The organism is Oscillospiraceae bacterium MB08-C2-2 (assembly GCA_035621215.1).
Classification (GTDB): domain Bacteria; phylum Bacillota; class Clostridia; order Oscillospirales; family Ruminococcaceae; genus WRAV01.
The window spans coordinates 1154779-1181246 of sequence record CP141729.1 but is presented as its reverse complement, the minus strand read 5'-3'; the positions used below and the strand labels follow the sequence as shown (position 1 = coordinate 1181246).

The 26468-nt window shown below is 49.2% G+C and carries 23 protein-coding genes; 13 read left to right on the top strand and 10 right to left on the bottom strand.

Features of this window, described 5'->3' with window-relative positions:
* Nucleotides 1-13: 13 nt before the first annotated feature.
* Genes U6B65_05280 through U6B65_05270 form a run of 3 tightly spaced genes read right to left on the bottom strand, consistent with a single transcriptional unit; the run spans nucleotide 14 to nucleotide 3121 of the window.
* Nucleotides 14-853, bottom strand: coding sequence for a YjjW family glycine radical enzyme activase (locus tag U6B65_05280; protein ID WRS28546.1), 840 nt, complete (start codon nucleotides 851-853; stop codon nucleotides 14-16).
* Nucleotide 854: 1 nt separating this feature from the next.
* Complete coding sequence (locus U6B65_05275) at nucleotides 855-2354, bottom strand: YjjI family glycine radical enzyme (GenBank protein WRS28545.1); 1500 nt, start codon at nucleotides 2352-2354, stop codon at nucleotides 855-857.
* 41 nt (nucleotides 2355-2395) lie between these two features.
* Nucleotides 2396-3121: a Crp/Fnr family transcriptional regulator gene (locus tag U6B65_05270; protein ID WRS28544.1), complete on the bottom strand. Its 726-nt coding sequence runs from the start codon at nucleotides 3119-3121 to the stop codon at nucleotides 2396-2398.
* Nucleotides 3122-3603: 482 nt separating this feature from the next.
* Here U6B65_05270 and U6B65_05265 point away from each other — a divergent pair, with 482 nt between their 5' ends.
* The 11 genes from U6B65_05265 to U6B65_05215 all read left to right on the top strand — a co-directional run bounded on the left by U6B65_05265 (nucleotide 3604) and on the right by U6B65_05215 (nucleotide 17751).
* Nucleotides 3604-4761 carry a phosphopentomutase gene (locus U6B65_05265; GenBank protein ID WRS28543.1) on the top strand — a complete coding sequence of 386 codons (1158 nt, stop codon included), beginning with the start codon at nucleotides 3604-3606 and terminating at the stop codon, nucleotides 4759-4761.
* 663 nt (nucleotides 4762-5424) lie between these two features.
* Nucleotides 5425-6486: a substrate-binding domain-containing protein gene (locus U6B65_05260; GenBank protein ID WRS28542.1), complete on the top strand. Its 1062-nt coding sequence runs from the start codon at nucleotides 5425-5427 to the stop codon at nucleotides 6484-6486.
* A gap of 337 nt (nucleotides 6487-6823) precedes the next feature.
* Complete coding sequence (locus tag U6B65_05255; GenBank protein WRS28541.1) at nucleotides 6824-8323, top strand: sugar ABC transporter ATP-binding protein; 1500 nt, start codon at nucleotides 6824-6826, stop codon at nucleotides 8321-8323.
* Between the two features lie 14 nt (nucleotides 8324-8337).
* Nucleotides 8338-9393, top strand: coding sequence for an ABC transporter permease (locus U6B65_05250; protein ID WRS28540.1), 1056 nt, complete (start codon nucleotides 8338-8340; stop codon nucleotides 9391-9393).
* A complete protein-coding gene (locus U6B65_05245) occupies nucleotides 9393-10415 on the top strand; it encodes an ABC transporter permease (protein WRS28539.1) in 1023 nt (340 codons plus the stop codon). The genes U6B65_05250 and U6B65_05245 overlap by 1 nt, the downstream gene beginning before the upstream one ends.
* Before the next feature lie 14 nt (nucleotides 10416-10429).
* Nucleotides 10430-11161 (top strand): SDR family oxidoreductase, encoded by a 732-nt coding sequence (locus U6B65_05240; GenBank protein WRS28538.1) that lies wholly within the window; start codon nucleotides 10430-10432, stop codon nucleotides 11159-11161.
* Between the two features lie 32 nt (nucleotides 11162-11193).
* Entirely contained in the window at nucleotides 11194-12102 is a 909-nt protein-coding gene (locus tag U6B65_05235) for a dihydrodipicolinate synthase family protein (GenBank protein ID WRS28537.1), read from the top strand.
* Between the two features lie 25 nt (nucleotides 12103-12127).
* Entirely contained in the window at nucleotides 12128-13084 is a 957-nt protein-coding gene (locus tag U6B65_05230) for a phosphoglycerate dehydrogenase (protein ID WRS28536.1), read from the top strand.
* A 286-nt stretch (nucleotides 13085-13370) separates the two neighbouring features.
* On the top strand, nucleotides 13371-14138 hold the full coding sequence (locus U6B65_05225) for an IclR family transcriptional regulator (GenBank protein ID WRS28535.1): 768 nt from the start codon (nucleotides 13371-13373) through the stop codon (nucleotides 14136-14138).
* Nucleotides 14139-14324: 186 nt separating this feature from the next.
* Complete coding sequence (locus U6B65_05220; protein WRS28534.1) at nucleotides 14325-16091, top strand: L-fucose isomerase; 1767 nt, start codon at nucleotides 14325-14327, stop codon at nucleotides 16089-16091.
* Between the two features lie 58 nt (nucleotides 16092-16149).
* Nucleotides 16150-17751 (top strand): FGGY-family carbohydrate kinase, encoded by a 1602-nt coding sequence (locus tag U6B65_05215; GenBank protein WRS28533.1) that lies wholly within the window; start codon nucleotides 16150-16152, stop codon nucleotides 17749-17751.
* A 121-nt stretch (nucleotides 17752-17872) separates the two neighbouring features.
* On the opposite strand, the gene U6B65_05210 is transcribed toward U6B65_05215, so the two are convergent.
* Nucleotides 17873-18019: a helix-turn-helix domain-containing protein gene (locus U6B65_05210; GenBank protein ID WRS28532.1), complete on the bottom strand. Its 147-nt coding sequence runs from the start codon at nucleotides 18017-18019 to the stop codon at nucleotides 17873-17875.
* A 79-nt stretch (nucleotides 18020-18098) separates the two neighbouring features.
* Here U6B65_05210 and U6B65_05205 point away from each other — a divergent pair, with 79 nt between their 5' ends.
* Complete coding sequence (locus U6B65_05205) at nucleotides 18099-18614, top strand: peroxiredoxin-like family protein (GenBank protein ID WRS28531.1); 516 nt, start codon at nucleotides 18099-18101, stop codon at nucleotides 18612-18614.
* Between the two features lie 69 nt (nucleotides 18615-18683).
* The gene (locus tag U6B65_05200) at nucleotides 18684-19058 is read left to right on the top strand and encodes a RidA family protein (GenBank protein WRS28530.1); all 375 of its coding nucleotides are present in this window, start codon (nucleotides 18684-18686) and stop codon (nucleotides 19056-19058) included.
* A 316-nt stretch (nucleotides 19059-19374) separates the two neighbouring features.
* On the opposite strand, the gene U6B65_05195 is transcribed toward U6B65_05200, so the two are convergent.
* From U6B65_05195 to U6B65_05170, 6 genes are all read right to left on the bottom strand, one after another.
* Nucleotides 19375-20361 carry an ABC transporter substrate-binding protein gene (locus U6B65_05195; GenBank protein WRS28529.1) on the bottom strand — a complete coding sequence of 329 codons (987 nt, stop codon included), beginning with the start codon at nucleotides 20359-20361 and terminating at the stop codon, nucleotides 19375-19377.
* A complete protein-coding gene (locus U6B65_05190; GenBank protein ID WRS28528.1) occupies nucleotides 20358-21173 on the bottom strand; it encodes an ABC transporter permease in 816 nt (271 codons plus the stop codon). Before U6B65_05190 ends, U6B65_05195 begins: the two co-directional genes overlap by 4 nt.
* A complete protein-coding gene (locus U6B65_05185; GenBank protein ID WRS28527.1) occupies nucleotides 21166-21924 on the bottom strand; it encodes an ABC transporter ATP-binding protein in 759 nt (252 codons plus the stop codon). The genes U6B65_05190 and U6B65_05185 overlap by 8 nt, the downstream gene beginning before the upstream one ends.
* A 503-nt stretch (nucleotides 21925-22427) precedes the next feature.
* A complete protein-coding gene (locus U6B65_05180; GenBank protein ID WRS28526.1) occupies nucleotides 22428-23711 on the bottom strand; it encodes an L-serine ammonia-lyase, iron-sulfur-dependent, subunit alpha in 1284 nt (427 codons plus the stop codon).
* A gap of 126 nt (nucleotides 23712-23837) precedes the next feature.
* The gene (locus tag U6B65_05175) at nucleotides 23838-25028 is read right to left on the bottom strand and encodes a M20 family metallopeptidase (protein WRS28525.1); all 1191 of its coding nucleotides are present in this window, start codon (nucleotides 25026-25028) and stop codon (nucleotides 23838-23840) included.
* A gap of 18 nt (nucleotides 25029-25046) precedes the next feature.
* On the bottom strand, nucleotides 25047-26465 hold the full coding sequence (locus U6B65_05170) for a Na+/H+ antiporter NhaC family protein (protein WRS28524.1): 1419 nt from the start codon (nucleotides 26463-26465) through the stop codon (nucleotides 25047-25049).
* Nucleotides 26466-26468: the final 3 nt, after the last annotated feature.

Here is a 26468-nt window from a genome sequence, read left to right as displayed (position 1 = left end):
GCTTTTTATACTATTAAATCACCGTGATATCTTCAAAACCCACATCCGCGGCGAGCCGATAGAGAACATCCATCTCCGATTTTGAGGGGGGAGCCAGTTGGGCAAAATCACCTTTCACACCATAGGGCCGGAAGGAGATCAGCTTCAATGGAATACCCCTGACGTTTTTTCTGCCAAGCTGCCGCTGAATGCCAAGAATAGCAGCCTTGGCATCCATCTTCCCCGGAACCACCACAATCCGCAGCTCCTCCAGTTTATTAAGAGCAAACAGAAAGGAGAGATTCTGCTTCACAGCAAAATTATCTCCCTGTGTCAGACTGAAAAATACATCTGGGTCCCATGCCTTCACATCCAGCATCACGCCGCTGCAAACCTCCATTAAGGAGGGATACAGGGATAAATCGATGGTGCCGTTGGTATCCATAAAGCAGGATAGCCCCTGCTCTTGGGCTAGTGTAAAAAGCTCGGTCAAAAACGCCGGGTAAAGCCCGCATTCACCCCCGGAAACCGTGATTCCCCTGATAAAAGGCATACTCTCCTTTACCTTTTCAAAAACCGCTGCCGCCGACATATCCTTGATTTTAGGTGAGGCATAGTGGGGGCAGGCGGCGATACAGGCATCACAATTCACGCACTTTTGGGGATTCCAGACCACTTTCTTGTCAACGGTTTGCAGCGCACCATACTGGCAGGCAGGGACACAAATCCCGCAATGAATGCACATATTCTGGGTTTCGGGATTGTGGCAATAGGCGCACTTGATGTTGCATTTCTGCAAAAACACAGCCACCCGGCTGCCTTTTCCATCCACCACACTATAAGGCAGGATTTTATTTACAGGGGCATTGGCCATTTTAAACTACACGTACCTTCCTGTCTTTGAGTCGGTTCAGCTTATAGTTGCTGCTGCCGTTGATGATGTTATCCTGCAGCACCACTTCACCGCTGTTGTATTTTTCCATTTCGCTTTTCTTCACCAGATAGCCGGTGATGCGCACCAGGTCGCCATCCGCCCCATAAAAAGCGCAGTATTTATCCCCAATGGAGAAGGCACCCTTCACAATATCAAGCAGGGCAGCCGGGTTGCGGTTGGCTGTGTAATCAAAGGGGAAGATATCACTGCATCCGGTGGGGAAGTATTGATGGAATCGGGCCGAGTGGCGGAAATGATCCAATAGATTTTCCGGCTCGCCTCCAACCGAAATGCGAACACCGGAGGTGACCCCCTCATCGGTGGAAAGGCCTGCCTGTGCGTGCATCATCAGGCGGTTTCCCGCTACTTCTGAATAAACGGCTTCAAATTCCGAGGTGAACTTTGCAATGGTCTGGAGAATCCGCTCGGCAAGATCATCCGCTTCTTTATCCCGGCCATAGCGCTTATCCTGATCTTTCAGCAAATTGTTCACGCAGTCGCACAATCCGGCAACGCCAAACATGCCCACAAAGCGGTCTCTGTCCACCAGACCTTCCTTGACCAGAAAGTCGGATTTAAAATAGCCGGAATCCTCCACCAAAAAGCGAATGCGCTCGTTCATATAGGTGCCCAGCTCCTGCAAGGCATCGGGCAGGAGGTTTTCCACAAAATCCTCGGCGCTTGTAGCAAGCTTAGCAAGCCGGGGGAGAACCACACGGGAAAGGGTATAGGCGCCGCCCCTTTGAGGCAGCACGTTGTAGCAGGAGGAAATGCCGTAGTCAAAGCTATAGGTATCCTTATGGGCTTTGTGATTTGCAATGGCGGGGTTGCCGCATTTGAGAGAGCAGAGTATGGCCTGTTCTGCAAAATCATCCGGGGTGATGTCAGGGTCATATTTCAGAGAAAAGTTGGGAACCTCCAGCAGCAGCTCCTGCTCAAGCTCCAGCAGAAGCCTGCCTGCACGGGTAGCCTTGGGGCCAAGATTGGCGTGGCTATAGGCATTGGCGATGGTTCTGTCGCAGTAGATCAAAAACCGGGTGAGCTTTTCTTTGGCATCCTTGTCGTCAACCCCCTCCAAAAAGGGATCAATCAGCTCATCCAGATTGCCCAGATAAACCGGCTTGGTGGTGATGGAAGGAACATAATGATAAAGAATCTGCAAGGCTGAAAGAAGCTCATCCAATGTTTTGGGTGGAGCCAGCTTCAAAAACTCGCTGCCCTGCCGAACAAACTTCTGGTAATCCGGCATGACATAGCGGGGGCGGTAAGGGGCATGCCCCTCGTTCATATCGCAAAGAGCGCCATGCTCGTAGTAATATTGGAATTTTGGCGATATGCTCAAAACATCGATGCTGTTTTCAGCCTGGAGGCAAAGAGCATTCAGCTTTTGCCGGTAATTCAGGTGTGTGGAACTTATAATGTCATAGACTTGGTTTTCCACTGCAATTCTCCCCTTTGGTTTGGTTGTTACAAGGACTTCTTTTATAGTTCCTCCATGGTTTGCATGGCATTGGCATCGCAAAGAGCAACAATTTTGTCATACTGGGATTCATCCAAGCTGATTGCCCTGCCTTGGGTTTGAATCAGGCCGCTTTCCTTTAAACCCTTGAGGTTTCTCTGAACTGTTTTGAGGCTGAAGCCAATTTCATCGGCTATTTGCTGCCTGCTTGCTTCTATGATACAAGACTTATTTTTGTGATTTTTGCGATATTCAGCGGCCAGATAGCTGAGCAGCCTTTCTTTCCCCGAAAAAAACAGATAGCTGCGTTCGTTGCGGGTTTGCTCCAACAACTGCTGGGTGATGCTTTGGGTGCGCAGAAACAGTGCCTTTGCATCGCCCCCCATCCACTGCAAAAAAATTTCCGCAGGCATTTTCATAATGGAGCAGTCTGTCTCACATATGAGGGTGCTTTTGAAAACCGCGGTGCCCGCAAAGGCTTCGAATTCCCCAAAAAGATAAAGCGGCTCAAATCTTGCAAAGGAATATACACTGCCGTTTTCGTGCTCCTTGATTGCCCGAACCTGCCCGGCCAGCAAAAAGCAGATGCTTTCGGCTTTATCATAGGCTCGCAGCAGAACGTGCTCTGCCGCATATTCTTTGAAGGATAGATAAGGCATGAATGCTTCAGGAAAATGCGCAAACAGCTTGTTTACCTGATCTTGTGCAGAGGCTTCCAGCAAAGCGGTGAAATTCTCTAAAATATTCATACTTCTCGGTCTCCTTGATTCTATTTTATGAAACATATTGCTATTTTAAAAGGACATATGACCACTTAAGTATAACCTATTTTCAAAAAGAACAAAAGTGGTGGTTTGTGCCCCGTAATGGATGGGGATAAAAACAGACAAAATCTTCACCTTTTTATAGGAAACACGGCAGTAAGAGGACATATGTCCTGTAAAAATCTTGGTTATTCTTGTATACTAATAATAAAGCTGAAAAAAGGCTTATACTAATCTTCTATGGAAAAGTTGATAAGACTTTTCCATAGACCGCATGAAATGCGGCAGCGGGTACAGCCCGTGGAGATGTTGTTCAATGCGTTCTGCCTGCGCTTTCAGTGCAGCGGCAAGCTTTGCTTACCGGATTAAACAATAGGATATTTTTGTCGATTGTTTAATCGCAGATAAGTAGTATACTATGATTGTATTCTCTGCCAAATCAAAGCGCATTTTTCAGGAGGTGCTTTATGTATAAACGAATTCATGTGGTTGTAATGGACTCTGTAGGCGTGGGTGCCCTGCCCGATGCTCGTGAGTATGGCGATGCCGATGCCAACACCTTGGGGCATATTTTAGAAGAGACCGGTGTCTTGCTGGAAAATATGGAGAAAATGGGCCTTTCCAGCATTGTGGCGGCGGCCAAAGGCCCGAAATTGCCGGAAAAGGGGTATGCGGGCAGATTGGCCGAAAAATCTTGCGGCAAGGATACCATGACTGGCCATTGGGAGCTGATGGGGCTGCTTACAAAGAACCCTTTCCCCACCTATCCAAACGGCTTTGATAAGGAGCTGCTGGATAAAATTGAAGCCTACAGCGGCCGCAAGGTTGTGTGCAACCTGCCCTACAGCGGCACCAAGGTTATCGATGATTACGGCCCGGAGCAGCTGGAAAAGGGAACCCTGATTGTGTATACCTCCGCTGACCCGGTGCTCCAGATCGCCGCCCATGAGGAAATTATCCCCTTGGAAGAGCTCTATGATATCTGCAAATATGTGCGTTCCATCACACTGGAGCCGCCGCACCTGATTGGCCGTATCATTGCACGGCCTTATATCGGCACCCCGGGCCATTTTGCTCGCACCTCCCACCGGCACGATTATGCTGTTTTGCCCCATGGCGCAACAACGATGGATCATATGAAGGGAAGTGGCCATGATGTGATTGCCATTGGCAAAATCAACGACATTTTCAGCGGACAGGGTGTTACCAAGAGCATTCCCACCTCCGATAATATGGATGGTGTAAACCAGCTGATTTCGGTGCTGGCCGAGGATTTTAACGGCATGAGCTTTTTGAATCTGGTGGATTTTGATGCCAAATTCGGCCACAGGCGGGATACCCCCGGCTACGGGCAGTGTCTGCTGGAATTTGACCGGCGCATCCCTGAGATTATCAAGGGCCTGCGGCAGGATGATCTGCTTTTGATCACAGCGGATCATGGCAACGACCCCACCCAGCCCGGCACCGATCACACCCGGGAATATGTGCCGCTGCTGGCCTATTCCCCCTCCATGCAGGGAGGCGGACATTTGCCGGATGGTAATTTCTATGATATAAGCGCCACCATCTGCGAGAATTTCGGACTGCCGGTGTTGCAAGGGAAAAGTCTGCTTGCAGCTTTTTAGGCCTGAAACACTGTACCGCGACCGACATATAACTGAATAAATTTTTACACAAAAGGACAGTCTCTGTTATGCAGAGGCTGTCCTTTTCTCTATTATGAGATTCTACTATGCCTCTGTGCCTTCTCCGACAAAAGCCACAAACAGGCCGCATGTAGAGGCATGAAACCGGATAGACCCCTCTTCCCCCAAGGTGTAAAGGAAAGTATCCAGTGCATAGGTGAAGCTGGGCTAGGGGCTATAAGCAATTGTATGTTCCGAGCGGCTAATATGACCTTGTATGAGTGGGGTGGCTCCGCCAAATTTTACAGTTATATATGAACAAAAAAGAACGCTGATTGAAAAAATTTGTCATTGTATATGATTCTTTAATCGAATCTTTAATAAAAAAGCTAATTGAAATTGCTATTTAGTCATGGTAATATTAAAATATAAAGAACACTGTTCATAAATAATGAACAACTAACCAAAAACAGCGGTGTTCAGTGCCGCGCAGTACGATATATGGGGTACACCGAAAACTGTTAGGCTCAACTTTGATACAGGCCGATGTGCCACAAAAAAGTATCTGCTGTAATAAAAGGAGGGAAAAGGTATATAGGCCCAGGGGAAATAAGACTCTAGTATAAATAAAACGTGTTATGAGAATTGGAAGGGGAACCTAAAATGAAAAAGCTTATTGCATCACTGCTCACTCTTGTTATGCTGTTTACCCTTGTTGCGTGTGGCGGAGGCTCGGCAGCACAAGCCAATAACACCCCATCTGCCAGTGGAGCAGCTTCTGCCCCTGCGGGCAGCGAAGCAGAGAAGACCTCCACAGCAGACGAAGTATATACCATTGCCTTTATCGCAAAATCTGCCACCAGCAACTGGGGCATGCGTCAGGGTGAGGGTGTAACCAAGTTCAACGATGAATTTGGCTATGAAGTTATTTACGATGCACCTGATTCCAAGGATTCGGCCCAGCAGATTGCGTTGGTTGAAACCTATATGGCGCAGGGAGTTAATGCCATTATTGTTGTTCCCTTTGATGTTGAGGCCATGGAGCCCACGTTGAAACGTGCACGGGAGCAGGGCATCAAAGTTATCACCCACGAGGCATCTGCCAGCAAAGAAACCGACTATGACATCGAGGCTGTAACCAGCGAGGATTTTGGCACCTTTGGTATGGAAACCATCGCAGAGCAGGTGGGTGACAAAGCGGGTACTTATGTTTATATGGTCGGTTACTTCACCAATGGCTCTCACAATGCATGGGGAGATGCGGCCGAAGCCAGAGCAGCCAAATTCCCAAACCTGACTGTAGCTGAGCGGGTAGAATCCACCGAAAGCTTCGAGGGTGCACAGGCAAAAACCATGGAGCTGATCAAGGCTTACCCGGATCTTGTGGCCATTCAAGCCTCCTCTTCCGGCGATCTGCCCGGCATTTGCAATGCTTTGGAGGAAGCCAACCTGATTGGTAAGGTTGCCGTAGGCGGTTTGGGCATTCCCTCTTATATGGAGCAATATTTCGCAAATGAATCGGTTAAATCGTGCATCACATGGGACCCCAAAAATGCGGCCTATGCTGCCTGCATGGCGGCCAAGCTGACTTTGCAGGGTGAAACCATTAGCGAAGGCACTAACCTTGGCCAAGGCTATGACGCTGTTAAGGTGGACGGCAACGTGGTAATCGGCAGCGATATTAACCTGATTACCGCCGAAAACTGGGCAAGCTTCGGCTTCTAACTGATGCGGACATAGGGCATAAGAACTTTGACATACTCATACAGCTTCAAAATTGCATAGCAGTTTTGAAGCTGCGTGCTTCGCACGTAAATACGCATTGCGTGTAGATGAGTATGAAGTCGGTATAGACCGCCTATGGCGGTTAGCGGCAGATTGCCGCTGTTTAAAATCACGTTGTGGTTTTAAACCTATACAACTATAATGCTTGCTGCCATTCTATAGACAATGGGATTGTTGAGATGGCAGCAGGCCTTTGTTGGTGAAGTGCCTTTACAACGATAGAATCGGTTGGAAATACAGGCCTGAAAAGATGCGTGAGAGGAAGTGGGGCAAGGATATGGAACAAGCGCAGGCTACACCTTTTATTCGTATGAGGGGAATCTCAAAAGCCTTTGGCGGTGTTCAGGCGCTAAAGAATGTAGATTTAGATCTATACCCTGGAGAGGTACATGCGTTAGCGGGCGAAAATGGATGTGGAAAATCGACCCTCATTAAGATATTATCCGGTGTTTATGAGGCGGATTCGGGTACCATTGAGATAAACGGCCAGGAATTCAAAAAAATGACACCGTTGGAGTCAGTACGGCTGGGCATTCAGATTATTTATCAGGATTTTTCTATTTTCCCTAACTTAACGGTTCGGGAGAATATTGCACTCAGTGCAGAAATTATGACAAACCGCAAGCTGGTCAATAAAAAGCGCATCAACCACATTGCCACTTCGGCACTGGAAAAAATGAACCTGAATTTGGATCCCGATGTCCGGGTGGAACAGCTCTCGGTTGCGGATAAACAGTTGGTGGCACTCACCAGAGCCATTCACCACAACGCCAAACTAATTGTGATGGATGAGCCAACCTCCGCACTGACCTATAAAGAGGTTCTGCGCCTGTATGATGTCATCGACGGGCTGAAAAAAGAGGGAATTGCGGTTGTTATAGTCAGCCATAAGATTGATGAGGTCTTCCATATTTCTGAAAAATACACCATTTTGCGCAATGGGCAGCATATTACAAGCGGAAATGTGGCCGAGCTGACACGAGATTCTTTTACATACTATATGACAGGCCGGGATCTTCGTTTTACTAAAATGGAACGCACCATTGAGCAGGATACGATCATGGAGGTTAAAAACCTTTCGGTCAAGGGAGCCTTTTCCAATATAAGCTTTACTCTCAATCGGGGGGAAATGCTGGCGATCGTCGGCTTTTTGGGTTCCGGGCGCACGGAGCTTGCTCAGTCCATCTTCGGCATTACACCTGCTGATAGCGGGAGCGTTTACATCGACGGAAAAGAAACCGTTATAAAAGGCGTGGAAGATGCGGAAAAGCATGGGATCGGTTATATTCCGGAGGATCGCTTAACAGAAGGGCTGTTTATGCGCCGCTCCATTATGGATAATGCCATTGTAACCAATATTGACAGCCACACCAATAAGCTGGGTGTTATCAATCAGAAGAGGGCGGAAGAAGAAGGGACCACGTGGATGAAGGCCATGCGCCTGAATACCGATAAATATGAACGGGCTGTCTCGACCCTCAGCGGAGGCAATCAGCAAAAGGTCATACTGGCCAGATGGCTGGCTACGGAACCGAAAATCTTTATTCTCAATTCCCCAACGGTGGGTGTTGATATTGGAGCCAAGTTTGATCTGCACGCAATTCTTCGTGAACTTTCTGAGCAGGGAATGAGCATTATTATGATTTCGGATGATATTCCCGAAGTGCTGGCCTGCAGCGACCGCATTATGGTTATGCGTGACGGGCGGTTTATTGCGGAGCTGGTAACCCGTGACACCGACGAAGAAGAGATCAACAAAATTCTCTATACCGTATGATGGGGGATATGAAAATGAAATCAAAATCATTTCTAAAAGAAAAATTAACCCGGCATGAGGTTTTTATGGTGCTGGCTATTTTTGTTCTGGGTATGATTATTCAGGCCCGAAGCGGCCAGTTCTTCGATTCAAACAATTTGGTGGATATGGCTCGGGCCAGCATCACACCCTGCACCTTCGCCGTTGGTACATATATGGTGCTCGCCTCCGGGGGAATCGATCTTTCCTTTCCGGCGATTTCAGCACTTACATCCTACATTGTTGTAGTTGGTCAGCTTCAGCTTGATCCGGGCGGTGATGGCAATGTGCTGCTGGGTTATGTGATGTGCCTGATTATCGGTGGGCTGTTCGGTGCGCTGAATGGCTTTCTTATCAGCTATTACCGGCTGCCAGCCATGATTGTCACAATGGGTACCTCCAATCTGTATTGGGGCATTTTGTTTGGGCCGCTCAAAAATCTGACTTTCAATCTGCCTGCCAACCTGAACAAATGGTCCCGTACCTATTTATTTACAGCAACCAACGCCGAAACAGGCATCTCGGCGACCTTGCCGGCTTTGGCGATCACCACGATTGCCATTATTATTTTGGCTTGGTTTCTGATGAACAAGACCATGGTTGGGCGTGGCCTCTATGCCATTGGCGGCAATATTGATGCGGCTTCCCGAGTGGGCTTCAACGTACTGCTTTTGCAGGTGCTTGTCTATGCACTTGCTGGTGGGTTTGCAGGTATTGCCGGTTATAACCGTGTTGTTACAGCCCGGATTTTAAACACAGTCTTTACCGATGGCACCGAAATGACCATTATTGCCGGTGTTGTGCTGGGCGGTGTCCGGATTACCGGTGGTGTTGGAACACTCGGCGGTGCGCTGCTGGGAACGGTATTTCTCACTATCCTGACAAACAGCTTGCTGCTTCTGGGGTTGTCTCCCTATTGGGCCAATGCGGCAACCGGCATCATTATCATCTTAGGCATTGGTGTAACCGGCCTTCAGGTGATGATGGAGCGCAAAAAACGCATTAAACGAAATGAAGAAGAGCAAATGCGAGCGAGGGGAGAGGTGCTGTAATGGAAAAGCAAAGCACAATTAAAAAGCCGGGATTTTCCAATGCACATTTAACCCGCCTGATCATTTTGTTTCTCGGGGTGTTGATCCTATCCGGTGTCAGCAACAATTGGATGATTATCAGCGGGCCTGTGGTGAGCAACATGCTTCGCCAAATGCCCGAGTTCGGTGTTATTTCTCTTGGCATTATGCTCACCCGTATTTCAGGGCGCATTGATCTTTCTGTGGTGGGAACAGCAAATTTGTCCTCCGCAGTGGCCACTTTCTTTATGCGCAGCTTTATTGGGGAAGGCGCAGGAGCAGGCAGAACAGTTCTTGGCATTTTTCTTGCTTTTGTTATTGCTCTGTGCATTGGTGCACTGTGCGGTGCATTCAATGGATTTCTGATTTATAGGCTGGAGATGCCGGCATTTATTGCCACCATTGGCACAGGCTCCTTTTATACCGGTATCGGCATGATTCTTACCAAGGGAACCACTGTCAGCGGTGTGCCCGAGGCCTATCAAAAGCTGATTACCAAAACCTTTGGGCCGATTCCGCTGACCATGATTGTCTATGTAATCAGTGCGGCTGTGATGGCCTTTCTGCTCTACAAAACCAGCTTTGGTTTGCAGCTTTATTTATCGGGAACCAGCATGAAAGCCTCCGAGTTTGCGGGTATCAACAGCCGTGAAATTATATTCAAGCCTTATATCATTGCCGGGTGTATGAGTGTGTTGGGCGGTATGATTATGGTGGGCCGTTTCAACTCGGTTAATATGGTCAACGGCAGCAGCTATGCATTGCTGGGCGTGCTGATTTGTATGATTGGCGGCATTAACCCCAGCGGCGGGCAAGGCCGGGTAGAAGGTGTTGTGCTTGGCACCATGCTGATTCAGTTGATTACCACCACGCTGGCACAATACCGCCAAATCAACTCCTATTATAATAAGCTGGTCATTGGTGCGCTGATGATTTTGTTCATGATCTTCAACTATTATATGGACATTCGGCAGGAAAAACGCTTGAACAAAAATATAAACTGAAAAGGAAGAGACGTATGAAAAATTTGCAGGATAAGGTTGCAGTTGTTACCGGCGCAGGCACCGGTCTTGGCAAAGCGGTTGCCAGATTGTTTGCCCAGCAGGGTGCCAAGGTGGTTTTAGTAGGAAATATTGAGGAGCCGCTGCGTGAAGCGACTGCCTCTATCACAGGCACCGATCATAAACCCAGCTGCTTTGTTGCAGACCTTACAAACCCGGATGAAGTGGCCGCTATGACAGCGTTTGTGCTGGAGCAGCATGGAGCCATTGATGTTTTGGTTAACAACGCCGGAATGTCTAAGGAAATGCCTCTGCTTGAGATGCCTATGGATATTTGGAACCGTATCATGACAACCAATCTGACCACAGCCGTTATGGTAACCAAGGCGGTTTTACCGGCTATGGTGGAGCAAGGCGGGGGTAATATTGTCAATGTGTGCTCAGCGGCTGCCCTGCGTGGCCTGCCCGGAAGCTCGGCTTATTCCGCTTCTAAGGCCGCCTTATTGGCTCTGAGCATGTCACTAGGTGACGAGATGCGCAGTCAGGGCGTGCGGGTTAACGCAATCTGCCCCGGCCCTATTGATACCGAACTGTTCCAGAAATCCGAACGCCGGGAGTTTATCTTGCAGGCGGGGGGCGACCTTTTTGAGCCTGAAACCATTGCAAACGGCATTCTGTTCTTGGCAAGCGATCTTTCTGCCGGTATGAGCAGCCAGGTGCTGACCATGCGTGGCTTTAACCGTTGGTAATGGAAAGAATTCAAAATAAGGAGATTTTCAAGATGAGTAAAAACCAAAAACATACGCTGCGCGGAGTTGTTCCCGCCATTGTCACACCCATGAAGGAAGATGGTGAGATTTCCTTTTCCCTGCTGGAAAAGCAGGCGCAGTATTTAAAAGATGTGGGTGTTCACGGTCTGTTTGTTTGTGGCGGAACAGGTGAAGGTGCTTACCTATCTATAGAAGAGAAAAAGGAAGTTTATAAATGTGTGCGCAATGTGGTGGGGCATGATCTGTTCATCTGCCTTGCGGCCATCAGCTCCAATACACATTCGGCCTTGAAAGAAATCGATGCTTTCAGCGATCTGGACCCGGATTTCTTAGTTTCCACTACCCCTTATTACCATGGCGCCGACCAGAATGTGATTTTGGAGCACTATCGTCGGGTTATTGAGCATTCCTTTGCACCGGTTATTGTTTATAACATCCCCTCTGCCACGGCAAACCCCATTGCCCTGGAAACCATTCTCACACTGAGCGAGATGGACAATGTGGCTGGTGTCAAGGATTCTTCCGGTGATTTCTGCCAGTTCAGCCGTGGTTTGTTTGGCCCCCGCAAGGAAGGCTTTTCATGGATTCAGGGCGAAGATTATCTGGCGGCACCTGCACTTCTCTGCGGTGCGAACGGTGTTGTAACCGGTTTGAGCAACGCACGGGCAGAGGCATTTGTGGAGATGTATAACGCCTCTGTGGCCGGTGATACTGCCACCGTAGCCCGGTGCCAAGCCAAGATCAATGTACTGTATAAAATCGTGCCGGTTGGCGGATTTAAAAACGGAAATGCAGGCATTAAGGCCGTTGGTGAATTGGCAGGCCGTGGAAGCCGCTATATGCGCCAGCCGGGTCTGACCCTCAGCGATGAGCAAATGCGCAGAATTGCCGCCGTGATGGAAGAATACGACGCACTGTGATCATACAGAAAAGGGAGTAAAGAATATGAGCAAAAATGTTCTGGTCACTGCAACAGGTTACTCCATTTACTGCCAGAAGGCGAAACAGCTTTTGGAGCAAAACGGTGTTAACGTAATTGAAAACCCCCATGGACGCCCCTTTACCCAAGAGGAGCTGCTGCAAGTGGTCGGGGATATTGATGGAGTCGTTGCCGGCGTGGATACTTGGGATGAGACGATCTTCCAAAAGGCTCCCCGGCTGAAAGTCATCGCACGCTTTGGCGTTGGGGTGGATAACATTGATTTGCAAAGTGCTGCCGCTCACGGTATTGCGGTCAGCAATGCCCGTGGCATGAACTCCGGCTCGGTAGCAGAGATGGCCATTGCGCTTATGTTAAGCTGCCTGCGCAATGTTCCGAATCTGAACCGTTCAACCAGAGAAGGCGCATGGGAACGGTTTATGGGCCGGGATTTAACCGGCATGTGCGTGGGACTTCTGGGCTTTGGTGATATCGCCCGGAAGGTTGCCAAAAAGCTTAGTGGTTTTGATGTTAAGCTGATTGCATATGATCTGTACCCCAATATGGAGCTGGCGAAAGAGCTTAACACCGAGATGGTATCCATGGATGAAGTGCTTGCAAAGGCGGATATTGTGAGTATGCATTTGCCCAGCCTCCCGGAGACACAGCATATCATGAATGCCGAGACCTTTGCTAAAATGAAGCCGGGCTCCGTTTTCATCAATACGGCCCGGGGTGCTTTGGTGGATGAAAGTGCCCTGTTTAATGCACTCACAGGGGGCAGGCTTTTGGCGGCTGCATCTGATGTCTATGAGAGTGAGCCTGCCGGCACAGAGAATCCGCTCTTTGAGCTGGATACCTTTATCGCCACACCTCACACAGCGGCTGAGACTTATGCAACTTGTGAAAATGTGGGGCTGATGACAGCGCAGGCACTTCTGGATGTTTTTAATGGTAAAAACCCTGAAAACAGGCTCAATTAAAGGCCCAATTTGCGAAAAAACGCAGAATCGGTGCATAATAGAATGAAAATTCTTTCTAAACAGGTCCCCACAGGGTATAATAACTGCAAAGCAGTCATTATACACACCATTTTTATGCCCGGCCTATGGCCATGGGCAATTATGCCATAGCGCTTCGCTTGTATGGTATAATGACCGTATACACGCTCTGCAAGGCTACTTTGTTGCCGATATACTTTGAAAAATGTGGAGCAGCAGCGGATGAGAGGCCTTAAGAGAAGATTAATCAATAGGCAGGTGTAGCAGAATGGAGGAGACCAAGGTAAAGTCTCTGGCAAAGGCTTTAAAGGTTTTGGAGTGCTTTAATTCCAAGAACCCGGAGCTGGGGATCACACAAATCAGCAAGATGCTGAACATGGGAAAAAGCAGCGTAAGCAACATTGTATCTACTTATGAGCAGCTGGGCTACTTGGAGCAGAATCCCGAAACAGGCCGTTACAGCTTGGATCTGAAGCTGTTGGAATTTTCCTACATTATCAATGAGCGCTTGGGCTATCAGAGGCTGTTTCACGATGTAATGCAGGATGTATCAAAGCAGCTGAATGTGATTACTTATTTTGCCAAGTATCGCAATGGAGAAGTGTTTTATCTCTGCAACAGCTATCCCCAAGCCAAGGCGTATGACTATCCTTACCGCAGCATCATTGGCGAGACAGCCGCCATGTATTGCACATCGCTGGGCAAAGCGATGATGGCGCATCTTCCTGCCGATGAATTGGAGCGGGTGCTCCGGCAGGATCGAATTGCCTATACAGAGTATACCATTACAGACGAGGCGGTAATTCGTGAGGAAATTAGTACCGTTCGCAGGCAGGGCTATGCACTTGACCGTGAAGAGCACGAATATGGCCTGCGCTGTATGGGTGTGCCCATTCTGACAGGCTCCAATACCCTGTATGGCGCGCTGAGCATGTCCTCACCCAATCTGGATTTTTCTACAGATGAAGCGGTGCAGGAGTATGCACGGATTATGAAGGAAGCGGCCCTTGCTCTGCGGGAGCGCATAGTAAAATAGCCTGAGTTGTTCTATATGCTTGTTCAAAACATATACTCATATAGCTTCAAAACTGCAATGCAATTTTGAAGCTGCGGGCGAAGCTCGCAGACACGCCTTGCGCGCAGATGAGTATGAAGTGGTTATAAACCTATACAACTATAAAGTAGATATAACGGTGAAACCAATCAACAAAGGAGGATTGTTATGAAACAGTATCCTAAAATTGGCATTCGACCGATTATCGACGGTCGGCAGGCAGTCCGCAGCGGTTTGGAAGAAAAAACCATGCAGATGGCAAGAGCGGCAAAGGAACTGATCGAAGCATCGGTGTTTTATGCCGATGGAACCCCGGCAAAGGTAGTGATTTCCGACTGTACCATTGGTGGTGGCGAAGAAGCGGCCCGCTGTGCTGCCCAGTTTGCCAAGGAGGATGTCTGCGCTACCCTGAGCGTAACACCCTGCTGGTGCTATGGCAGCGAAACAATGGATCTTGACCCGCTCACCATCAAGGCGGTATGGGGTCTCAACGCCACAGAGCGGCCGGGCGCAGTCTATTTGGCAGCGGTTTTGAGCGCCTACAACCAGCGCCGCCTGCCAGCCTATTCCATTTATGGACGTGATGTACAGGATGCGGACGACCCGTCTGTCCCTGCGGATGTGGCGGAAAAAATTCTACGATTTGCCCAGTGTGCCGTTGCAGTGGGGCAGATGCGGAACAAGGCTTATGTTGGCATCGGCTCTGTCAGCATGGGCATTATGGGCAGCTTCTTGGACCCTCAGTTTATGCAGGATTATTTCGGCATTCGAGCCGAATGGGTGGATATGAGCGAAGTGAGCCGCCGATTGAAGTTGGAGCTGTATGATAAGGCCGAGTTTGAAAAGGCCTATGCATGGGCCAAAGAAAAGTGCCCCATCGGCTTTGATAAAAACCCGGCAGATTGGCAGCACAGCGAGGAACAAAAAGCAGAGGAACTGGCCACCGTTGTTAAAATGAGCATGATTATGCGTGACATCATGATCGGCAACGAGGCTCTTGCCAAAGATGGTTACCACGAGGCGGCCCTTGGGCGCAACGCTATTCTGGGCGGATTCCAAGGCCAGCGCATGTGGAGTGATTGGATGCCTAACGCGGATTTCTGCGAGGCCATTTTGAACACCAGCTTTGATTGGAACGGGAAAAGAGCACCCCTTATTTTTGCAACCGAGAACGACAGCAGCAACGGCATCAGCATGCTCTTTGCCAATCTGCTGACCGGAAAGGCAAGCCTGTTTGCCGATGTCCGCACCTATTGGAGCCCCGATGCCATTGAGCGTGTTACCGGATGGACCCCACAGGATAGAGCGGCAAACGGATCTATACATATGATCAACAGCGGCTCCGCTGCGCTGGATGCCACCGGTGCCTCCAAGGATGAAAACGGCAATGGTGTGATGAAAAAATGGTGGGAAATGCAGGATGAGGATGTTGATGCCTGCCTTAAAGCCACCGACTGGTGCCCGGCTGCACTGGATTATTTCCCCGGCGGCGGTTTTTCCAGCCATTTCAAAACACAGGCTGAAATGCCGCTGACCATGATTCGCCTCAACCTTGTCGCAGGCATTGGGGCTACCATTCAAATTGTTGAGGGTTGGAGCGTTGTGCTGCCGGACGGGGTGCATCAGGTGCTGGATCAGCGTACTGATCCCACTTGGCCAACCACTTGGTTTACGCCCCGCTTGACAGAGAATGGCCCCTGCAAGGATGTATACGGTCTGATGGCCGCATGGGGCAGCAACCACGCCGCTTTCGCCCACGGACATGTAGGGGCGGATTTGGTGACCCTTGCCAGCATGCTGCGCATTCCCGTAAGCCTGCATAACCTTTCGGAGGAAGCACTGTTCCGTCCCCATGCATGGGGTGCTTTTGGTGCCACCGATCCCGTTGGTGCCGATTACAGAGCCTGTGCTCTATATGGCCCACTCTATGAATAAGGTGCAGGTCTGCATTGGTGCACCTGCCGGATGAAAATAAAGTAAGGAGGCAGCGGGTATGGCGGCAAATGCAAAGCAGCATATTGAGGCGGGGCAGACTTCCCTTGGTATTGAGCTTGGCTCCACCCGGATCAAAGCGGTTTTGATTGACTGGAACGGCACCCCTCTTGCCAGTGGAAGCTTTGATTGGGAAAATCAGTTGATCAATGGCATGTGGACATACAGCATGGACGATGTTTGGAACGGCCTGCGGCACTGTTATGCCGATTTGGCTGAGGATGTACAGAAGCAATACAGCACAGCGCTTTCTCAAATCGGAAGCATGGGCATCTCCGCCATGATGCACGGCTACCTGCCTTTTGATTGCGAAGGGAAGCAGTTGGCGGCCTTTCGCACGTGGCGGAACACAACAACCGAGCAGGCGGCGGAGCAGCTCACCAAAGCCTTTGCCTTTAATATCCCCCTGAGGTGGAGCATTGCCCACCTGCATCAGGTGGTGCTGGATGGTGAGGAACATGTGGCCGAGCTTTCTTATTTAACCACACTGGCCGGTTATGTGCATTGGCAGCTGACCGGCGAAAAGGTGCTCGGTATTGGTGATGCCTCCGGCATGTTCCCTGTGGACGATGCAACCGGTGGCTACAGCGCTTCTATGGTGGATACTTACGACCGCATTCTGGCAGAACGGGGTTATTCCTTTAAGCTGGAGCAGGTTTTGCCCCGTGTGCTCACAGCCGGGCAAAGCGGCGGAGCCTTAACCGATGCGGGGGCAAGGCTTCTTGATCCATCCGGTTCCTTGCGGGCGGGTATTCCGTTTTGCCCTCCCGAGGGGGATGCGGGCACCGGTATGGTGGCGACAAACAGTGTTTCTTCCGGAACGGGGAATGTATCGGCTGGGACATCCATCTTCGCTATGCTGGTGCTGGATGGCCCCCTGAGCCGGATGTATCCCGAGATTGATCTTGTGGCAACACCCGCAGGCCGAAACGTTGCCATGGTGCATGCCAACAACTGCACCGGCGATTTGGATGCATGGATCAAGCTGTTTCGTCAGGTGCTTGATTTATCCGGTGCGCAGATCAGCAAGCCCCGGCTTTATGATTTGCTCTATGAGACTGCTCTGCAGGGCGACCCGGATTGCGGCGGACTTTTGAGCTACAACTATTACTCCGGTGAGCCGATCACAGCCCTGGAGGAGGGGAGACCCCTCTTTGCACGTCTGCCGGATGCGGCCTTTAACTTGCCTAATTTTATGCGCAGCATTTTATTTTCCACCATGGCTGTGCTGCGTATCGGAATGGATATTTTAACCGAGCAAGAAAAGGTTCGTCTGACACGAATGATGGGCCATGGCGGGCTGTTCAAGACCGAGCGTGTCGGGCAGCAGCTAATGGCGGGAGCACTGAATGCGCCTGTGGCGGTGATGTCCGGCGCAAGCGAGGGTGGAGCATGGGGCATTGCCCTGCTGGCCGCTTATCTTGCTTCTGGCCATGCTTCGGCCTTACCCTTGGAGCAATATTTGCAGGAACAGATTTTTGCGGATACCCAAGTCACCTGTGTTGAGCCTATGGAACGTGATGTGCAGGGTTTCGCAGAATATCTTTTGCGCTATAGGCAGGGCCTTGCTGTGCAGAGCGCAGCGGTAAAGCATATCCGATAGAAACTGCCCAAAAGAAGAATGATTTAAAAAAGTGAGAACCTCCGGTTGAGCTGGAGGTTCTCACTTTTTTGTTGCGGCCTTAAAAACACCGCTTATATTTGCTATATTCCACAGCAAGCCTTCACTTAGCGGATTCACCAAGATACCGGTATAAAGTGGTTTTAGAAATGCTGATTTTCTCCATAATCGCTTCTGCGGCCCCACGCATTGACATGATTCCCATATCGCTCAGCTTGTGTATGAGCCGCACCTTTTCATCCTTAGACATGCCCAGGCAGCTCTTGCGGCAACGGTGGCCGATGAATAAGGATATGAAAGTAAATAGCCAGCTCACAGCAGGAAAGTGCATGCCGGATTTTGAATATCAAACACCTTTTGCATCAGGGTTAAAGCTGAGCCACACGCTGCGTGCAAACCGGAAGACCGCAATATTGTTTCTGCGGTATTATGGGTGCCCGATTTGCCAGCTGGATATCCAGGAAATCGCACAAAACTACGATCAAATCGTTGCCGAGGATACAGCAATCCTCATTGTGTTGCAGTCTTCCCCTGATAAGCTCGCAGCACAGCTTTCTCTGGGAGAATTGCCGTTTGATATTATCTGTGATCCCAACGGCGCATTGTATTCGATGCTCGGGATCGGCAAGGCTTCGGCAACTTTGGGCATGCTGGATTTTAAAACAGTAGGGAAAATTGTAAAAAGCAGCGCCCGTGGAATCAAGCATGGTGATTACGAAGGGGAAGAGCTTCAGCTGCCCGCTTTGTTTGTTGCAAATCGTGAGGGCCAGCTGCTTCATGTTCATTACGGCAAAAGCGCAGGGGATATCCCCGATAGCAGCCAGCTTGCGGCGTTGCTGCTTTAGGTTCCGGGGCCATCATGCGATTCGGCTTCCAAGTGGTAGGTAATATCTTTAATTAAGGGGAAAGGCAACATGAAAATCGTATCCACTCCCAATGCGCCGTGTGCGATTGGCCCATATTCTCAAGGCTATGTAGTGGGAGAATTGGTCTATACTTCCGGGCAGCTCCCCACAGATCCTGTTTCCGGGAATATATTGGAGGGAATAGCCGCTCAAACCGAACAAAGCTGCAAAAATGTCGGTGCTGTTTTGCAAGCTGCGGGCAGTTCTTTTGAGCAGGTGATCAAAACAACCTGCTATATTGCAAACATGGAAGATTTCGCATCCTTCAATGAGGTCTATGCCAAATATTTCACCTCCAAGCCGGCACGCAGCTGTGTTGCTGTAAAAGCCCTGCCAAAGGGTGCTTTGTGTGAGATCGAAGCAATAGCACAGGTGGCAGATTAAGCTCTACAGTCTTTAAAAAGGTCTTGATGATATGCAAAAACCCGTCCAAGAGAATGCACTGAACCAATCAGTGCATTCTCTTGGACGGGTTTTTGCATTTGTCGGCGCTGTGTATGCAGCTATGCCGGAGTATTAATAATATTTTTAAGGTTCTATATTCTTTTGGCAACGCTTTGTTTGAAATGATTCGGGGCCAATATGGTGGTTGTTTTATGTTGAATTAAAACAAGGCCAGCGAATATAAACCGCCAGCCTTGTTTTTCTATGGATTGATGCGCTCGGTTGGAAATGTTTGGTTCGGTGTTTTGAGAAACGGTTATTTGCTTGTTTTCTCAGCAAAGCTGTTATCCACCAGCTTATTGAAGTCAACTCGCTTATCCAACTCACCGGCGGTTTCCATAACGGTTTCGAGACGCTCTAAGGATTCCTGCTTCATGACAGGGGTTTCGTTCCATGCATCAATGTCCTTATAGCGCTGGGCAACGAGGGTCAACACATCAAGCTCGGTGCTGGGGAACTGGTCAACAATCGCTTTGGCAATCTCCTCTGCGCTATGTTCCTGCACCCACTTCTGCCCTCTGGCAACGGCATTGGTGAAGTTTTGTATGGTGGCAGGGTTTTTCTTGATGTAGCTTTGAGAAGCAAAGAAGGCTGTGTAAGGAATTTCGCCGCTTTCCTGACCAATGGAGGTAAGTACATAACCTTTGCCTTCCAGCTCAACCTCGGTGGCAATGGGTTCAAACAGGGTTACATAGTCACTGCTGCCGCCTGTAAAGGCACCTGCCATCATGTTGAACTGTATAGAGGTATCCACCACTGCATCCACATTAGGGATCACACCATTTTGACGCATTACATATTCCAGCGTCATTTCAGGAACGCCACCCTTGCGGCCGCCAATGATGGTTTTGCCTTTCAGGTTTTCCCATTTAAAGTCCTCATCCGTGCGGCCAACCAAAAAGGAACCATCACGCTTGGTGAGCTGAGCAAAGATAACCGGATAGTCCTCTCGGCCCTCATTGAGAACATAAAGGCAAGCTTCCGGTCCGGCAAAACCAATATCGGCCTGCCCGGCCAAAACGGCGGTCATGACTTTGTCGGCGCCGCCGCCATTGGTTAGCTCCACATTCAGGTTCTCCTCGGCAAAAAAGCCCAGTTCCAGCGCTGCATACAGCGGGGCGTAGAACACGGAATGTGTCACTTCATTCAGCTGTATCGTTGTTACTTCTTGTTTTTTGCTGCATCCTAAAAACAGAGTTGCCAGCAGCACAATCGTTAATCCCAGAACAAGTAGTTTCTTCATACTGTCACTCCCAAATGTTTTTTCATAATTTTTTCGATCCACAGGATGCACTGATACATAAGTGCAGCCGCTGCGGCCAAAATCAAAACCGTTGTCATAACCAGATCCATTTTAAAGACCTGAGAACCATAGACGATCAGGTAACCGAGGCCAGCTTTGGAAACCAAAAATTCGCCCATGATTACACCCACCCAAGATAAACCGACATTTACCTTTAAGGCATTGATCATTGTAGTGAAGTTTGCGGGCAGCACCAGCTTCATTAAAATCTGCATTCGAGTGGCGCCTAATGTACGCATCAAACGAATCTTCTGGGGGTCGGTATCCAAAAAGCCGTTGTGCATATCGAGAATTGTCACAATCAAGGATATGGCCAGTGTCATAGCAATAATAGAGGAGGGGCCGGCGCCGATCCAAACAATAAAGATAGGCCCCAGTGCTGTTTTAGGCAGAGCATTCAGAACGACCAGATAAGGGTCTAACACTCTGGATAAAAAATTGCTCCACCAAAGAAAAATGGCTATAACAGTACCAACCAAAGTACCAAGGATAAAGCCCACGATGGTTTCCATAACAGAAGTACCCACATGAAGCCACAGATCACCGGAATGGTATAGGCTCATGAAGGTATTCCACATTCTCGAAGGGCTGCTGACGATAAATGCGTCAATGGCGCCCAGACGTGCGGCAATTTCCCAGCCGGTAAACAGAACGACCAAAATGCCGATACGCAGTGCGGTAACGGTTGCCTTGGTTTGCTTTCTCTTTTTTAAGTACATTTTTCGCTGTTGGGAGATGGCTGGCTCAGACATTGATATCCAACTCCTTCCAGATGGTATTGAAATACTTTCGGAATGCAGGGTGATCCCGCCGCTGCATAGGCGAAATTCCGGCCAGCTCCTCAAGGCTGTGAATAGATTTTACAGCAGCCGGTCTCTTGCTTAAAACGATAATCCGATCCGAAAGACTGATACTCTCTGAAATATCGTGGGTAACCAGCAAAGCAGTTTTGCATTCTTGGCGGATAATTGTATAGATATCGGTGGACACAGACAGTCTTGTTTGGTAATCCAAGGCTGAAAATGGTTCATCCAGCAATAGTATCTTTGGGTCTGTTGCCAAGGTTCTGATTAGTGCACATCGTTGACGCATACCACCGGACAGCTGGGATGGTATTTTTTGAAGAAATTCGCTCAACCCATAACGCTCTAAAAGCTCATGAACATATTTTTGACGTTCCGCTGTGTTTTGGTGCTGTAATTCCAGCCCCAAGGTGACGTTGGACCAAATATTTCTCCATGAAAACAGTTGGTCTTTTTGAGGCATATAGCCGATCTTGGGTGATGGTGCCGTAACGGCATCGCCATCTACATATACCGAGCCTGCCGAGACCGGCTCAAGCCCGGCGATTACAGACAGTAAAGTGGATTTGCCGCATCCTGATGGTCCCACTATACTGACAAATTCTCTGTCGTAAATTTCGAAATCAACCCCGCGCAGCGCATCTATTTCTCCGTCCGGCGCTTGGTATGTCAGGTCGACATTGTTTATTTGTACAATCATCGCTCCGGGTGCTCCTTCCGTACATGGTGGTAGGGAAATGCAAACAGCTGTCTAGCTTATCATACGGTTATTTGTTCCAAAATGTGTGCGCTTTGCAACGGGGGAGCTGTCCGCCTGCCTCTGCGTGAAATGCCAATTAGGCCTGCCAACAGCCGGTTTTTAAACTTGTGCAGTCTTAAAGTAAGAATTTTTGCCGTGCCCCTTATAGTTATTAGGAAAATGAACTTTATTTAATATGGAATGTCAAATTCACAGTGATATAAAATAAATATTGGCCTCTTTGTTCATAGGCCCAAAACAAAAAACAAACCGTTCCCCCAAGATCAGACGATATGACACACTTTCATCATAACGATCTAAAAAAGGGAGAGCAGTTTGCTCTTGGAAAGGTATAAGTATAGGGGCTGCATTTTGCTTAAAGATACCCGAGAGAAATAGCTTAAAGCCTATAGACCAGCCCTATGCTCTAACTTCCCGGATATTCTTGATGAACGGTTGTGCGGTTAGTTACTGCCTACCATAATTTGAAGAATTTCCTTATCGGTTCCTCTCATGCCGTCTTTCCCCAGCTTGGCAACGCTTTGGATGGTGTTTTCGATGCCTTTTTTAACAATTCCGTCTCCGCCTTTGAATTGCTGCCCATTTTTGGCCATTTCCAGCGCCAGAAAAGAGGCCTCGATTGCAGAAGAAATTTTGGCAGCACAGGAGGGCTTTGCTCCATCGCACACAATGCCGGAGGTAATCGCCAAGCAGTTTACCACTGTATGCTGGATGACCCAGTCGCTTTCATGCATCAGATAAGCAATCCCAGCAGCTGATGCACAGCCGGCGCTGACCGCCCCGCAATAGGCGGAAAGACGTCCGATTCCCGCCTTCTGGTGCAGGCCCAGCAGGTTGGCAAGAACCAAGGCCCGGTAGAGCTCTTCCTCTGTGCTGCCCAGCTCTTTTGCATATTCAATGATAGGCACCGAGACAGTAATACCTTGATTGCCGCTGCCCGAATTGATCACCACGGGCATTTCACAGCCGCTCATTCGCGCATCCGAGCCTGCTGCGGCCTTGGCTCTGGCTCTTGTTCGGATATCACTTGGATCGTTGCTTTTCATAATAATTTTTCCGATGTTGGCTCCCCAATCGTTTGTGAGACCCTCCTCGGCGATATTGATGTTGTATTCAATTTGCCGGCTGATAATATGCCGCACATCTTCCAGATCACAGGTTTCGGCAAAATCCAGAATACCATCTACTGTCAGGATGTTTTCTTTTGTCTCTTCATCGCTGTCGGATGAGCGGAACAGATCTTTCAGCAGAATGGCACCATTCTTTTCCATATATACGATATTGGTGTGTTCGTTGACAATTCGCACCACTGCGCTGTCTTTTCCGGCATATACTCTGACAATAAGGTCAAAGACAAGATCGGAATCCGCCACCCGGGTTTCAATGAGGTTTTTTTGCAGATAATCTTGAATTTCCGTGCGCTGCTGCGGATTGACCTGACTGATAACCTCAAGAAGAAGCTCGGATTTCCCGGCGATTAAACCGGCAGCGGCTGCCGCTTCAATGCCCTTGAGGCCTTTTGTATTGGGAACAACCACGCTTTTTACATTTTTGATGATGTTGCCGCTGGCCTCTACCACAACCCGTTCCGGCAGCTTTCCCAGCAAATCACGGGCCTTTGCCGCTGCGTATGATATGGCAATCGGCTCGGTGCACCCCATGGCAGGGACCAGCTCTTTTTCCATAATGTCTACATAAGCCTTATACAGTCCCGAATGCTTTTCCATTTCCATCCTCCCAATCCTTTATTTGGCCTTTTCTCAGCAAAGTGACCTTTTGGCACATGACCGCTGAAAAAGGCAAGCTGTTTTTCTATTTCTTACGTATGGAGGTGCAGGTGGATTAAGACCCGCCTATTTTTCTGTATTTTCCAGCCATTTCACTGCACAATGCGCCATCACGGCAGCTCCATAAGGCAATACATCTTCGTTGAAAACCACTTTTGAGCTATGCTGCCCATAGGGGTATCCGGTTGCCTTATCCGGCCCGGCTCCAATAAAGAGATAGCCGCTGCTGTCTGGGTAAAGGCTGGTGATAAACGCAAAATCCTCCGACCCCATTTTCACTTCGCCTTGATTTGCAATGCTTTCGGCGGATAGAACCTCTCCCGCATAGCCCAGAAGCTCCCTTGTGAAATCAGGGGAACAATCCATGGGCGGGATACCGGCCGAAAAGCTCACCCGGGCGGTGGTTCCCAAGGCTTGTGCCGTAGTGCTGCAAATTTCTTTGATCCGCTTGTGCCCCTGAATCCGGATAGCCTCGTTATAGGCCCGAAGAGTGGCCTTGATGGTCACTGCATCGGGAATGGTGTTATAGCCGGTTCCCCCTTGAATGGCAGTTACGGTCAAAATAAACGGCTCCATGGGCATAATGTTGGATATGCGAATTGTTTGCAGCGCCAAACAAATATGATTTGCGGCTTGAATCGGGTCGGCAGCCTCATGGGGGCGCGCGGCGTGGCCACCTGCACCCTGCACCACAATGTCGATTTGATCATTGGAAGAAAACGTTCGCCCTATTCCATAGCTCAATTGGTTCAGCGGCGCTTTGGCATTGACATGCAAAGCAACAACTGCATCGGGGCAGGGATCTTGAAGAACCCCTGCCTCGATCATCGCTTTTGCACCCTCGCCGGTTTCCTCACCGGGCTGAAACAGAAACCGAATGGTTCCCCTAAGGGCGCCTTCTTGTTCTTTTAGAAGTTTCGCTGCGGCCAAAAGCATTGTTGTATGCAGGTCATGCCCGCAGCAATGGGCTGCTTGTGTCAGTGATGCAAAAGGCAGGCCGCTTTCTTCAAGCAGGGGAAGGGCATCCATATCCGCCCGGAGGAGAATCGTTTTGCCTTTATGGCCTTTACCCGCCTGCGCTATAATCCCATATTCTCCAAGCCGCTGCGGCGCGTAACCCATCTCCTGAAGTTTTGCCTCTACAAAGTTAGCTGTTACCGGCAGATGCATACCCAATTCGGCATGCTGATGCAGATATCTGCGGTTTGCTTTCAGCTCATCTTTCAGCGAAAGGGCTCGTTTAAGCAGCTCGTTCATTGTGCATGTTCTCCTCTGTTAAAAGGGTCCTACCTGAACAATGGCAGCAACAGCAACCAGTATGGCCGCCCACACACTGTTAGTAAGGAATATTCGAAGTACAAATTTAAGATACACACGGTAGTCGATGTCGGCCATGGCAATGGCACCTGAGGTGAGAGGGGAAGTTGGCATAATCATGTTGCCAAGGGCACCGCCAAAGATAGCCGCCGCACAGACAGTCTGCTGGGTGATACCGGCCATATCGCCGATGGGCGAAAGGATAGGAACAATAACGGTTGCCAGACCTGCATCGGAAATAATGAAGAAGTTACCGATATGACCAATCAAATACATGATTTCCGCAGTCAGCACACCCGAAGCACCGTTGAGCATCTGCACAGCACCATGAATGATGGTGTCGATGGTACCGGAATTATCCAACAGAAGGGCAATTGCCTTTGCAAACCCTACAACCAGCACACCGCCTACAACGCTCTGTGCGCCTTTTCCGAACTGGCGGAATACTTCGTTGGGGGAGTATTTCATGATAATGCCAACCACAACCAGCATCATCAGGAAGACAGCAGGAATTCCATTTTTGAAATCTCCGCCGGTAAGAGCCATGTAGATGACATAAGAAATACCTACAAAGATGGTGAGCAAAACCAATTTTCTGCGAAGAGTAAATTCAGGAGCCTCAATATCGCCACCAGCTCCGCCGGCTCTTTGCTCAACGTCATAGATCCAGCTGTTTCTGGGATCTTTTTTAACGTTCAAGGCATATTTCATGGTCCAAAAAGAAACCGAAGCGTTAAACCCGATAAAGGCCAGCACACGCAGCCACATAGCTGAAAAAACAGGCAGCCCCACCAACCCTTGGGCAACGCCGATGTTAAAGGGATTTGTAATGCCGCTGGCCAGACCGGCACCGCCTGCGCAAACGGTGATGGCAATACCCACCAGCGCATCCAGGCCCATAGACCGTGCCAGCATAACCCCCAAGGGAACAAAGGCCAGATACGCCTCCAATGTACCCATCATTGTGGGGACAATGGAGAAAAGCAGCACGATAAATGGAATAAAGTAAATATCCCTGCCCTTGCTTTTGCGCAAAAGAGAGTGGAGCCCGGCCTGTATGGCACCGGTATCGCTGATCACGTTGAAGGCTCCGCCCACAATAAGGATCAAAAAGCAGATCCAGCTGGTGGACTGAAAGCCCTTGGGAATCGAAGTGAAAATATCCATTAAGGTAGAGGGCGTGGATTTTACATAACTAAAGGAATTGGGGTCAACCACTTCTCGGCCGTCAACGGTATTTCTTACATACTCGCCTCCGGGAATAATGTAGGTCAACAGTGCGGCAAGTAAAATCAATCCGCAAATGATTACTAAGCCACTTGGAAATTCTTTTGCCTCTGCTTTTGCTTCAACTTCTAGGCCCTTCTGAACATTCATAAC